Raw genomic sequence first — 12,092 nt, 5'->3', positions numbered from 1 at the left:
GCTTTATGCCTAGGATTTAATTACCCCCTAGGTCAGCAATACAAAACCAAAACGAGATATTATTGAGGAGGATTTTTAAAATGGAAGTATTGGCAGCAGCATTGGCAGTTGGTTTGGCCGCAATTGGCGCAGGTGTAGGTAACGGTATGATCGTCAGCAAAACAGTTGAAGGTATCGCTCGTCAGCCTGAGCTTCAAGGCAAATTGCAAACAACAATGTTTATCGGTGTAGGTATCGTCGAAGTTGTGCCGATTATCGGCGTAGTTATCGGCTTCCTTGCATTCTTTAAATAATTCAAAACACGCATCTGGCGGGGAAGGCCTAGCCCTCTTCGCCTTCGTTGTGATTTAGACAATTTTGTGGTAGGAAAGGAGTGTCTTTAATGGGATGGCATTGGGAATCGACAGTATATGCGATAGTAGCTTTTCTAGTATTGTACTGGTTGCTGAACAAGTACGCATTCGGTCCGCTGCTCAGCGTTATGGAGAAACGGAGACAACTCGTGCTTGAACAGATGAATACAGCTGAATCCAGCCGTAAGCAAGCTGAGCAGCAAATGGTTGAGCAGAAAGCGGCTCTTGAGCAGGCTCGTAAAGAGGCTTATGAAATTATTGAGCAATCAAGAGTTACAAGCAGCAAGCAAGCCGATGAGATCGTGAACACTGCTAAGACAGAAGCGTCGCGCTTGAAAGATGATGCTCTTAAAGACATCGAAAGTGAGAAAAACAAGGCAATTGCAGCACTTCGTTCTGAAGTTGGCGGTATTTCCGTTCAAATCGCTTCGAAAATCATTGAGAAGCAAGTTGACGAGAAATCGCAAGAGCAGCTTGTTAATCAATACCTGAAAGAAGTAAGCGGCAAATGAGCCGGGACGCAGCGGTAGCGAAGCGCTACGCCAAAGCGTTGTTCGAGCTTGCACAGCAAGGCGGCATTATTTCTGAGGTAGAGCAGCAGCTGCAAGCTATTGCACAAACGCTTGGAGAAGATTTGGAAATCCGTAAATTTCTAAGCTATCCGAATATTGATGCTTCGAAGAAGCTGGCTGTTCTTAAAGCCGCTTTCGGCGGAAGCATTTCCGAATTGCTGCTGAATACGCTGGAGCTGGTTTTTGTGCGCGGGCGTCAGGAGCTAATTGTGGAAATCTACGAAGCATTTACAAAAATCGCAGGCGATGTGCTTAAGCAAGCGCATGCGACGGTATATACAGCTCGTCTTTTGAATGACGCGGAACTGGCAGAGGTTGCAGCACAGTTTGGCGGATTGACAGGCAAAACTATTATTGCTGAGCAAGTCGTAGAGCCTGCCCTACTGGGTGGAGTGAAGGTCCGCATTGGCGACCGCCTTTACGATGGAAGCTTGTCTGGCAAGCTTGAACGGTTAGAAAAACAGTTAAAATCTAAAGCACTGTAGATAGGGGTGAGCGAATTGAGTATCAGACCTGATGAAATCAGCACGCTGATTAAGCAGCAGATCGAACAATATAAATCCGAAATTCAAGTCGTGGATGTTGGCACCGTTATTAGCATCGGTGACGGTATCGCTCGCGTTCACGGTTTGGAAAATGCGATGCAAGGCGAATTGCTCGAATTCTCCAACGGTGTTGTCGGCATGGCATTGAACCTTGAAGAAAGCAACGTCGGTGTCGTTATTCTCGGTCCTTACAAGGACATTCGTGAAGGCGATCAAGTAAAACGTACAGGCCGTATCATGGAAGTTCCAGTTGGCGAAGAGCTGCTGGGCCGCGTCGTGAACCCGCTTGGACAGCCGCTTGACGGCAAGGGTCCAATCAACACGAAGCATTCCCGTCCGGTTGAATCTCCAGCTCCAGGCGTTATCGACCGTAAATCGGTTCATGAGCCTATGCAAACAGGTATTAAAGCGATCGACGCAATGGTTCCAGTTGGCCGTGGCCAACGTGAGCTTATTATCGGCGACCGTCAAACAGGTAAAACAGCTATCGCAATTGATGCGATCATCAACCAAAAAGGCAATGGCGTAAAATGTATTTATGTCGCTGTCGGACAAAAGCAATCCACTGTTGCTAACGTTGTAGAAACGCTTCGCCGTCATGGCGCTTTGGAATATACAATCGTTGTAACTGCGGGCGCTTCCGAGCCAGCTCCACTCTTGTTCCTGGCTCCTTATGCAGGCTGCTCGATGGGCGAATACTTCATGTACAAAGGCGAGCATGTACTCGTTATTTACGATGACTTGTCGAAACAAGCGGCAGCATACCGTGAGCTTTCCTTGCTGCTTCGCCGTCCACCGGGTCGGGAAGCTTACCCAGGTGACGTATTCTATCTTCACTCCCGTTTGCTTGAGCGCGCAGCTAAGCTGAGCGATGCAAGAGGCGGCGGTTCCTTGACTGCCCTGCCTTTCATCGAGACTCAAGCTTCTGACGTATCGGCTTACATCCCGACGAACGTTATTTCGATTACTGACGGTCAAATCTTCCTGGAAGCAGACCTGTTCTACTCCGGTCAACGTCCAGCGGTTAACGTTGGTATCTCGGTATCCCGTGTCGGCGGTTCTGCACAAATTAAAGCGATGAAAAAAGTTGCCGGTACGCTCCGTCTTGACCTTGCGGCTTACCGTGAGCTTCAAGCGTTCTCGCAATTCGGTTCCGACCTTGATAAATCAACGCTTGCCCGTCTAAACCGTGGTGCTCGCACAATGGAAATTCTGAAACAAGGCGTTAACCAGCCGATGCCGGTTGAGAAGCAAGTAATCTCGATCTACTCTGCGGTTAAAGGTCATCTGGATGAAATTCCGGTTGCCGACATTTTGCGCTTTGAGAAAGAATTCCTGGCGTTCCTCGATTCCAATCACCCGGAAATCGGCAATTCGATCCGCGATACGAAGGATCTGGTTGCTGATAACGAGAAAGCCCTTGTTGATGCGATCAACAAATTTAAGAAAAGCTTTGCCGTATCGGCTTAATTTTGGAGCTTGAGAGGAACGATAGGTTCCTCTAAGTTCTTATATATGCCGCTCGTACCAATCATTAGGCTTCGCAGCCATCCCTTATAGCTTGTGCGGCTCTATCCGGGCTTGCGTACAGGAGAGCTGCGAGGCAACAAAGGCGGGTGAAACCAAATGGCTAAAGGTATGCGCGATATTAAACGCGAAATCAAGAGCAAACAAAATACGAAGCAGATTACGAAGGCGATGGAAATGGTCGCGGCTTCCAGGCTGAGAAGAGCGCAGGAAGCTGCACAGGCATCCCGCCCGTATTCAGAAAAGCTGAAGGAAGTTGTGGCAAGCATCGCTGCTGGCACGAAAGACGTTAAACACCCGATGCTGGAAACCCGTCCGATCAAAAAGACAGGTTATCTTGTCATCACGTCTGATCGCGGTCTGGCAGGCGGCTACAACGCCAACGTGCTTCGTAAGGTAACGGACACGATTCGCAGCAAGCATAAGTCGAACGATGATTTCGTATTGTTCGTCATCGGCAAGAAGGGCCGGGATTATTTCCGCCGTCGCAATATGCCGATCGTAGAAGAAGTAACGGGTCTTCCGGATGCTCCTACGTTTGCAGATATCAAGATCGTAGCTTCAACAGCAGTTCAGAAATTTGCCGACGGCACTTTTGACGAGCTGTATGTGTATTACAATAAATTCGTTAATGCCATTACCCAAATTCCTACGGAAATGCGCCTGCTGCCGCTTGAATCGGTAGACGGAAGCGCAGCTTCAACAGCAGCGTACGAATACGAGCCATCGCCGGAAGGCGTGCTGGAGGCATTGCTGCCTAAATATGCGGAGACGCTTATTTACAGCGCATTGCTGGACGGCAAGGCAAGTGAGTTCGGCGCCCGGATGACGGCTATGGGCAGTGCGACGAAAAATGCGACGAAGATGATCAGCAATTTGACGCTTACGTACAACCGTGCTCGTCAAGCGGCAATCACACAGGAAATTTCCGAGATCGTTGCAGGAGCAAATGCTCAATCTTAGGTAACACACTACGCCGCCAGAAGCCTGAGAGAGGCTGCTCTGCCGGCTAGTAACAAGAAGGAACCAGGAGGGAATACCATGAAAAAAGGACGCGTTGTATCCGTCATGGGTCCGGTCGTCGATCTAGAGTTCGAACGCGGCAACCTGCCGGAAATTTTGAACGCTGTCAAAATCGAGAAGAAGGGCGAAAATGGCGGTGTAGATATTAATCTGACGCTTGAAGTCGCTGTTCACCTCGGTGACAATAAAGTTCGTGCTGTAGCAATGAGCACAACGGACGGTCTTGTACGCGGTACTGAAGCCATTGATACTGGCGCTCCAATCACGATTCCAGTTGGCGCTCCAACACTCGGCCGTGTATTTAACGTACTAGGACAACCGATCGATGAAGCTGGCGATGCTACTTCTTCAATCAATCTTCCTATTCACCGTGAAGCTCCTGCTTTCGACGAATTGTCGACACAATCGGAAATTCTCGAAACAGGAATTAAAGTTATCGACTTGCTGGCACCATACGCAAAAGGCGGTAAAATCGGTCTCTTCGGCGGCGCGGGCGTAGGTAAAACGGTAACGATTCAAGAGCTGATCAACAACATCGCACAAGAGCACGGCGGTATTTCCGTATTCGCAGGTGTTGGTGAGCGTACGCGTGAGGGTAATGACTTGTACCACGAGATGAAAGACTCCGGCGTACTTAGCAAAACAGCAATGGTATTCGGACAAATGAACGAGCCGCCAGGCGCACGTCAGCGTGTAGCTCTAACGGGTCTGACAATGGCTGAATATTTCCGTGATGAGGAAGGCAAAGACGTGCTTCTGTTCGTCGATAACATCTTCCGTTTCACACAAGCAGGCTCCGAGGTTTCGGCCCTTCTAGGCCGTATGCCTTCCGCAGTAGGTTACCAGCCAACGCTGGCAACTGAAATGGGTCAACTGCAAGAGCGTATTACTTCAACGAAAAAAGGCTCGGTTACATCGATCCAAGCGATCTACGTACCTGCCGATGACTATACGGATCCAGCTCCAGCTACGACGTTTGCCCACTTGGATGCAACGACTAACCTTGAGCGTAAAATTTCCGAGATGGGTATTTTCCCAGCGGTAGATCCACTTGCTTCATCTTCCCGTATCCTTAGCCCGGATATTCTTGGCGAAGAGCATTACAATGTAGCTCAAGGCGTTAAGAAAATTCTTCAGCGTTATAAAGAGCTTCAAGATATTATCGCGATTCTTGGTATGGATGAGCTGTCCGAGGAAGATAAATTGACCGTTGCTCGCGCACGTAAAATTCAACTCTTCTTGTCCCAGCCGTTCCACGTTGCCGAGCCTTTCACAGGCATTAAAGGTAAATATGTACCAGTTAAAGAATCCGTGCGCAGCTTCAAAGAAATTCTCGAGGGCAAACATGACGACCTTCCGGAAGAAGCTTTCCGGTATGTAGGTGTGATTGAAGAGGCCGTGGAGAAAGCCAAAACGCTGTAGTAGCGAAAGGCGGGAGGAATCCACATGAGTACCTTTTTGGTAGAAGTCGTTACTCCTGAGCGTAAAGTGTACGCGGAGAATGCGAATATGATTAGTGTAAAAGGTGTTGAAGGTGAGCTTGGCATATTGCCAAACCACATTCCACTCGTAACACAGCTTCGTATTGCACCAGTTGTAATCAAGCGCGATGGAAAAGTTGATGTAATTGCTGTAAATGGTGGTTTTATCGAGGTTCGTAAAGATAAAATCGTTATTTTGGCGGAAAGTGCCGAGCTTGCGACCGATATTGATGTTGATCGTGCGAAGGCAGCGAAAGCACGCGCGGAGCAGCTTCTGTCTGCCAAACGCGATGAGATCGATTTCCGCCGTGCGGAGCTTGCTTTGCAGCGTGCAATGAACCGTATCGGCATAGCGCATAAATAATATTTGATACCCAAACACCGTTAATGTCCTGTAAGAGGCGTTAGCGGTGTTTTTTGTAAATAAAACAGCAGGAGAGGAGCCCCCCACTATGATTGATATTCATACACATATTCTTCCCGGTATTGATGATGGTGCGGCCCGCCTGGAGGATTCGCTTGCGCTGGCAAGAGCGGCTGCTGCCGAGGGAATCAGAACGATTATCGCAACCCCCCATCACCATAACGGTCGTTATGTGAATCCGGCTCAAGTTGTAGAAGAGCTGACCCGTACGCTCAATAAGCAACTTCAGGAGCTGAATATTCCGATTGTCGTACATGCCGGTCAGGAGGTTCGGCTGCACCGGGAGCTGCTCGACCACTTTCAGGAAGGAAGCTTGCTGACGCTAGCGGGTTCATCCTACATGCTGCTGGAGCTGCCATCCTCCCATATTCCGAAAAATACGGAGCAGACCGTCTATGAGCTTGGACTGCTTGGCATTCATGTGGTTATCGCTCATCCAGAGCGGAACGCAGCCATCATTCAGCAGCCTGAGCGGCTGGCAGAGCTTGTTCGTTTGGGGGCATTTGGCCAAGTGACGAGCCATTCCTTGCTTGGCGCTTTCGGCAAGACGGTAGAGCGGGCTTCATGGAAGCTGTGTGAAGCGGGCCTCATTCATCTTGTGTCCTCTGATGCGCATCATGTGGAGCGCAGAGGATTTAGGTTGAAGGAAGCTTATGACCGGATACAGAAAGTTATGGGCACGGAGTGGTCGGACTATTTTCAGCAAAATGCTGCTTCGCTGTTAAGGGGCGATGCTCTTGCTGATGCACCAGAGTGGCAAGGCGGGGCAGTGGCAAACCGCTGGCAAGCTTTGAAAGCTTTTTTCAAGAAATAAGCGGATTTTCGTTTATCCATATCAAATGAGCCTTTTGAACTAATCATTCAATTTAATGAGTAAACCAATCAATTGTACGGAATTCGTACAGATGATTGGTTTTTTTTCACTCATATCACATTTAAATCAACATTTTTGGTTATAAAAGCTAACATTCTCCTAGGAAAACGGTTCAAATGTATGTTAATATACTTTACATACAAGAAAATTAAGGAAGGGCATAGGGGGAGTGCGTATGTTTGATTGGCTAGGTACAAGGACGGGGTTTCCACTGTGGGTATCATGGAAGCTCAATTCTGGCATTAAGGAAGATGTCGAGCACATTTTCGAAGGTGTTGCAGATACTCGCAAAGAGCTGCTGCTGCAATGGGCGGATGAGTATTGGGGGCATATGGAGCGCCTGTCGAATCAATTATCGGATGGCCTATCCGCATTGCAAGCTGCTGCATTCTCTAAGGAACAGCAGAAGTGGATAGCTCCTTTGCTCGAACGATCCTATGCGAGGGGTATGGATTTTACGGAGCTGTTCCTCCTAGACAACCACAATCATGTAGCTCACTCCACCTATCCCACACATATAGGCACACATTATGGAGAGGGCAGCGCGCTGTCTCCGGGCATGCAGTTTTCCCAAAAAGGCGATTCAGCAGGCAAACGCTGTTTTTTTGGTCCTTACGAAGACGGAATTACACTCAAGCTAGGGGCCCGAACCTCCTCTTTTCACGACAAAATGACGATTATGTTTATGCAGCCGCTGCTTGTGAATGGCAGACGGGTCGGAACGTTATGCGGGAGAGTGCCTAATGATGTGCTGGGCGATTTGATCCAGCGCGAGTCAGGACATGTATATCCAGATTCGGGCGATAATTATTTGTTTATGGCCGAGCCTAGTTTGCAGCGTAATATCGTACCCGGTACAGCGTTATCCCGAAGCCGCTTTGAGGACCGTACGTTCACCCATGGCGAAAATTTAAAGGATGGCGTAACGACAGACTGGGGTACCGTGTCGATTAAGGCGCATACCGAGTTGGAAATTGTTTTTACCGATCCAGCAACGGGAGAGCTGCATCCTGGCGTCGCAGGAACCATTCGCAATGGCAGCAATTTGTTCGTTCAGTTTCCTGGCTACTCGGACTATCGCCATATTGCCGTCATCGGCAAAGGCGTCACCTTCCGAATGCCGCATTGCCCTGATCTATGGGGGATGATGTGCGAGGGCGATCTGGAAGAGGTGTATCGGCTGCGCAGTATTGGCTGGCGGCAGCGCAAGCTGCAAATGTATGCAGCGCTGCTGCAAAGCGTTCTAACGTTTCTGCTTGCTTCTCTAGTCATCGGTTATATGCCGCTATGGGGAGCAGCAGCTGTGCTTGGCGGATTTAATTTGCTGTTCGGTGTTTTGTTTGCGATGTCGGTGCAGCGCAAGGAATCGCAGCGGGTAACTGGGCATCTAGAGCGGATCAACCGATTTATTCGCATTAATGCCGAGGGGAAAGGTGATTTGACCCAGCGGCTGTCGACGAAAGAGTTCGATTGCGACGAGACGCAGGAGCTGGCAAAATGGATTAACAATATGATCGATTCACTCGAAGGCATTATGCTGCAGGTGAAGCTCACCGCTGCCGAGGTGCTGAGCAGCCAGTCCGTCATGAATGAGTCGTCTGCCCATACCGCCTTGTCAACGGAGCGTGTAGGCAGCAAGGTGGGCCATATGATTGGCAGCATTCGTCACCAGTTGAAGGATATCGACAAGGCAAAAAATGCTGCGGGTGAAATGCGCGATACGCTATCTGTACTGGAGCGCCAAGCGGCCGAGCAAATTGCGGTGGCGCAAAGCGAGGTTGGCCGCATTGGGGAGAAGATGCAGCATATTTCCACCAAGGTAGAAGATACGAACGGTACGATTCGCAAGTTCATGAAGACGGTTGAAGAAATTCGCGATGTGCTTCAAGTGATTGAGGAGATATCGTCGCAAACCAATTTGCTGGCACTTAATGCTTCTATTGAAGCGGCGCGTGTTGGTGAGCAGGGCCGAGGCTTCGCGGTCGTTGCTTCCGAAATCCGCAAGCTGGCGGAGTTGACGAAGAAATCGACAGAGGAAGTGCACGGCATTACGCGGCAAATTTATTCAGAAGCCGAGCAGGCTTATCATTCAATGGACGAGGGTACGAAGGTTGTAGAAGAGGGTACTGATCTCGTTGCTGCAGCAGCCCGCACACTTCAATCGGCGCAGGCGGACGATCAGCGCAAAACGCAGGTTGTAGAGGAAGTGGTAAAACTGATGGAGCAAATTGCCGAAGTCAGCTTGCAAAACCGCTCGGTTTCCTCTGATGTGGAAGGACAAGTGCAGGAGTTGATTGTGGAGATGGACAACGTTCGCCATACCTCAACGAATGTCGAATCTATTACAATGCTGCTTCAACAGCTCGTGGGCCAATTCAAATTAACAGAGTCTAGAGTCAGATAGTGGCCCAGAGCGTCCCAATAACAGAATAGTAGAGTGGAAAAAGGCTTGCGAATCGCGGTTTCCAGCGGTTTGGCAGGCCTTTTTGCTAGGGGTGCACCTAAAACTCCATCATAGACGGTAGTGGGAGCATTTGTTATAATTGTAACTATTATTAGATTAGAAAAGCAGCAAAATTCAACCCTTTTTCATCGGATAGTTGAAGGTGACGCCAAAGGGACGATAACGCCAGGTTAAGCAGGCATGCATTGGCGAGGCAAATCCCTTTTTTTACAAGGACCGACGCTTATGATTAGCTCGGTCCTTTTGTGTTAAACTTAGGAGAGGGAGAGTGCGGTTCATTGTTTAATGGATGGTTTACGGCAGAAACAACCGCGTTCTTCCTTTATTCGGCCCTTGTTGTGACGGGCTCTATCATTATGATTCATGCCAGAATGCTGCCTAGGCTGGCTCTGGGCGTAGTGTTGACGATTATTGGAAATTCAGGGCTGCTCGTCCGGCTGGATGCCGGTCTGATTGCGCTTTTTCAGGCACTTCTATATGTGGGAACAATGGGAATTTTGCTAGGGTCAGAAATTAGGAGGCATTCGGAAATAGGCCGGCATAACCGGTCGATTGGAATCGCTTCCCGGGAAATGGCAGCTGCTGCAGGCATTCCGTTTTTGCTCGCTATTCTGATGTGTGTCATTGTTAAGATGCCCTATTCTGGCGAAGAAATGCCGCTGCTCCCTGCCCATTTGATGACGGCGGCGACGCTGATGGCTATTGGTGTGTACGGGGCAATTGTCAAAAGAAATTCATTGGTGGCCTTGTTGTGTGTAAGTATCATTTTATGCGGAGCCCAGTTGAACATTGCTGCTTTAAGCTTATATGTGCAAGGAATAGCAGAAGGGCTTCGAACGCTTCCTTTGGTAGTTTTTTTCGCGCAGGCTTCAATTGGAGCGGCCGTATTAATTGTATTATACAAACGAGACTCCACCACCTCTAATCATGAATAATAGTTAAACAGGAGGTGATCGTAGCAGATGCAAATGTATGCTGAGGCTGCTTTTCTTATTCCGCTGCTGCCGCTAGCTTCTTTTTTGATCCTGCTGGCGCTTGGCCGAGGGTCTCATTCTGCTGGCGCCTGGGTTGGAACAGGAGGCGCTGCTGCCTCGCTGCTGTTGTCGCTTCTGGTATGGATTGAGCGATTCCGCTATAGGGCAGTCGATTATAATGATAGCTTTAACTGGATTTCGATAGATCGCCTTACGCTGCGAATTGGATTTGAGGTTACCAGTATGAGCGCACTGCTGCTGGTAGGTGTCAGCTTGCTGAGCGTATTGGTTCATATTTATGCCGCTGGTTATATGAAGAAGGATGAACGCTTGACGGTGTTCTACAGTTATATGTCCTTATTCACCTTCTCGCTGCTGGCACTAACTCTCGCAGATAACGTACTGGCGTTTTATTTGTTCTGGGAGCTTGCCTCCGTTAGTCTATTTTTATTGTTTGGTTTCTGGTACGCGAAGAGCGCGGCGCGTGCGGCTGCCAAGAAAGCTTTTATAATGATGCGTTTAGCGAGTGCGGGATTGCTGCTTGCAACGCTGATGCTGTTCTGGTTTATGCCGGAGCATGCGCTTGATTTTGCTGCTATACATAACGTATTTGAAGGGCAATCTGGTGCGATTGCGAAAAATATAACGGCATTGATCGCAAGCTTGCTGCTGCTTGCGGCGGCAGGAATGGCTGCGCAGTTTCCGCTCTACGCTTGGCTGAGCAGTGCTGAGCAGGCTCCTGCTCCAGCGAGCGCGCTGCTGCAAGGAGCAGGCATGATGACAGGAGCGCTGCTTCTGTCCAAAACGACAGAAATCTTCCAATCGGCTCCAGCCGTAACGGACGCAGCGCTCTATATTGGCGCTGCGACAGCGCTCTATGCTGCTGCAAGGGCGCTAATGGAGCGGAATGTGAAGAAAATATTGATCTATTCGACGATCAGCCAGCTAGGTATCGTTCAGCTTTCGCTCGCCCTAGGGGCCGCCACAAGCAGCATGCTTTATGTGCTGGTCCATGCAATTTGCAAAACGCTGCTTGTACTGGCAGCAGGTCAACTATTGAAGGCAGTTGGAACAGCGGATATAGGGAGCATGGGTGGTTTGCGCAAGCAAATGCCGCTTGCAGCGTGGACGTTTTTCATTGGCGGCCTGGCTTTATGCGGCATTCCCCCGCTCACGGGCTTTTGGCTGCAGCAGTCGATTTGGGCGGAAGCATCAGAGCGGCATCTATTGTGGCTGGCTGCGATGATGCTTGTACTGCTTTTGACCGCGGCTTACATGTCCCGCATGTATTTTCTTATATTTGAAGGGAAGCCGCGTTCAACTGCAACGGCCGTGCTTGATCAAGGCCATAAGCGTTCGCGCCTTATGAGCTATTCGGTAATTGCGCTTGCCGCGATCGTTGTCCTTTCAAGCTTCTTTCAATTGGTCTGGGGCAGCTTGCCTGAACGATGGCTCGATGGGGAAGCGGTTGGCGCGCAAGGCAATATGTCCTTAGGATTAATGCTGGCCGCTACTGCAATCCTTATAGGCGGCGCTTGGCTCGGATGGCTGAAAAACAAACGTGAGGCGAGCGCGATGCGCTCTGACCCAAATCAGCTGAAGGATGCTTCTGCTGGATGGGCAGCAGGCAAAGCGAGTGCGATCAAGCAGCCGTTTGCCGCTGCTGGTGAGGCATTAGCGGCGATTGAACATGCGATGGGCATGCCGCTCCAGCTGGCGGCTCGACTGTTGTATGCGATGGGGAGGCTGGCTGTTAGCTGGAGCCTTCGCAGTACGATTCGAGGAATGGGACTAGCGATCATTTTTGGACTGGTCATCACGATCATCATCATGGCTGCAAAGGGGGAGTGGTAAA

General features: G+C 49.7%; 11 protein-coding genes. All 11 read left to right on the top strand.

Features of this window, described 5'->3' with window-relative positions; translation table 11 throughout:
- Window positions 1-80 precede the first annotated feature (80 nt).
- The 11 genes from atpE (at window position 81) to AC50Y5_RS12300 (ending at window position 12,091) form a co-directional block, all read left to right on the top strand.
- Entirely contained in the window at window positions 81-293 is a 213-nt protein-coding gene (gene atpE, locus AC50Y5_RS12350; protein ID WP_056036771.1) for a F0F1 ATP synthase subunit C, read from the top strand.
- Window positions 294-382: 89 nt separating this feature from the next.
- Complete coding sequence (gene atpF, locus AC50Y5_RS12345; RefSeq protein WP_056036774.1) at window positions 383-865, top strand: F0F1 ATP synthase subunit B; 483 nt, start codon at window positions 383-385, stop codon at window positions 863-865.
- A complete protein-coding gene (locus AC50Y5_RS12340; RefSeq protein ID WP_056036780.1) occupies window positions 862-1,410 on the top strand; it encodes a F0F1 ATP synthase subunit delta in 549 nt (182 codons plus the stop codon). The genes atpF and AC50Y5_RS12340 overlap by 4 nt, the downstream gene beginning before the upstream one ends.
- A gap of 15 nt (window positions 1,411-1,425) precedes the next feature.
- Window positions 1,426-2,940 (top strand): F0F1 ATP synthase subunit alpha, encoded by a 1,515-nt coding sequence (gene atpA / locus AC50Y5_RS12335; protein ID WP_056036781.1) that lies wholly within the window; start codon window positions 1,426-1,428, stop codon window positions 2,938-2,940.
- Between the two features lie 156 nt (window positions 2,941-3,096).
- Window positions 3,097-3,960, top strand: coding sequence for an ATP synthase F1 subunit gamma (gene atpG, locus AC50Y5_RS12330; protein ID WP_056036784.1), 864 nt, complete (start codon window positions 3,097-3,099; stop codon window positions 3,958-3,960).
- A 78-nt stretch (window positions 3,961-4,038) separates the two neighbouring features.
- Window positions 4,039-5,442, top strand: a complete 1,404-nt coding sequence (gene atpD, locus AC50Y5_RS12325; protein ID WP_046231329.1) for a F0F1 ATP synthase subunit beta — start codon at window positions 4,039-4,041, stop codon at window positions 5,440-5,442.
- A 24-nt stretch (window positions 5,443-5,466) separates the two neighbouring features.
- On the top strand, window positions 5,467-5,865 hold the full coding sequence (locus tag AC50Y5_RS12320) for a F0F1 ATP synthase subunit epsilon (RefSeq protein ID WP_099518194.1): 399 nt from the start codon (window positions 5,467-5,469) through the stop codon (window positions 5,863-5,865).
- A gap of 88 nt (window positions 5,866-5,953) precedes the next feature.
- Entirely contained in the window at window positions 5,954-6,739 is a 786-nt protein-coding gene (locus AC50Y5_RS12315; protein WP_056036787.1) for a tyrosine-protein phosphatase, read from the top strand.
- Window positions 6,740-6,974: 235 nt separating this feature from the next.
- Window positions 6,975-9,203, top strand: coding sequence for a methyl-accepting chemotaxis protein (locus tag AC50Y5_RS12310; protein ID WP_494860958.1), 2,229 nt, complete (start codon window positions 6,975-6,977; stop codon window positions 9,201-9,203).
- A gap of 338 nt (window positions 9,204-9,541) precedes the next feature.
- Window positions 9,542-10,198 carry an NADH-quinone oxidoreductase subunit K gene (locus AC50Y5_RS12305; RefSeq protein WP_056036794.1) on the top strand — a complete coding sequence of 219 codons (657 nt, stop codon included), beginning with the start codon at window positions 9,542-9,544 and terminating at the stop codon, window positions 10,196-10,198.
- A 27-nt stretch (window positions 10,199-10,225) separates the two neighbouring features.
- Window positions 10,226-12,091: an NADH-quinone oxidoreductase subunit 5 family protein gene (locus AC50Y5_RS12300; protein WP_056036797.1), complete on the top strand. Its 1,866-nt coding sequence runs from the start codon at window positions 10,226-10,228 to the stop codon at window positions 12,089-12,091.
- Window position 12,092: the final 1 nt, after the last annotated feature.

The sequence above is a fragment of the Paenibacillus sp. JT22N7 genome, assembly GCF_059383875.1.
The sequence above is the reverse complement of the archived record's forward strand: the minus strand, read 5'-3'. Positions and strand labels throughout refer to the sequence as shown.

What these genes read in the sequence shown, in the direction of transcription:
- atpE (WP_056036771.1), top strand. Translation starts at nt 81, where the DNA reads ATGGAAGTATTGGCAGCAGCATTGGCAGTTGGTTTGGCCGCAATTGGC.
- atpF (WP_056036774.1), top strand. Translation starts at nt 383, where the DNA reads ATGGGATGGCATTGGGAATCGACAGTATATGCGATAGTAGCTTTTCTA.
- AC50Y5_RS12340 (WP_056036780.1), top strand. Translation starts at nt 862, where the DNA reads ATGAGCCGGGACGCAGCGGTAGCGAAGCGCTACGCCAAAGCGTTGTTC.
- atpG (WP_056036784.1), top strand. Translation starts at nt 3,097, where the DNA reads ATGGCTAAAGGTATGCGCGATATTAAACGCGAAATCAAGAGCAAACAA.
- atpD (WP_046231329.1), top strand. Translation starts at nt 4,039, where the DNA reads ATGAAAAAAGGACGCGTTGTATCCGTCATGGGTCCGGTCGTCGATCTA.
- AC50Y5_RS12320 (WP_099518194.1), top strand. Translation starts at nt 5,467, where the DNA reads ATGAGTACCTTTTTGGTAGAAGTCGTTACTCCTGAGCGTAAAGTGTAC.
- AC50Y5_RS12315 (WP_056036787.1), top strand. Translation starts at nt 5,954, where the DNA reads ATGATTGATATTCATACACATATTCTTCCCGGTATTGATGATGGTGCG.
- AC50Y5_RS12310 (WP_494860958.1), top strand. Translation starts at nt 6,975, where the DNA reads ATGTTTGATTGGCTAGGTACAAGGACGGGGTTTCCACTGTGGGTATCA.
- AC50Y5_RS12300 (WP_056036797.1), top strand. Translation starts at nt 10,226, where the DNA reads ATGCAAATGTATGCTGAGGCTGCTTTTCTTATTCCGCTGCTGCCGCTA.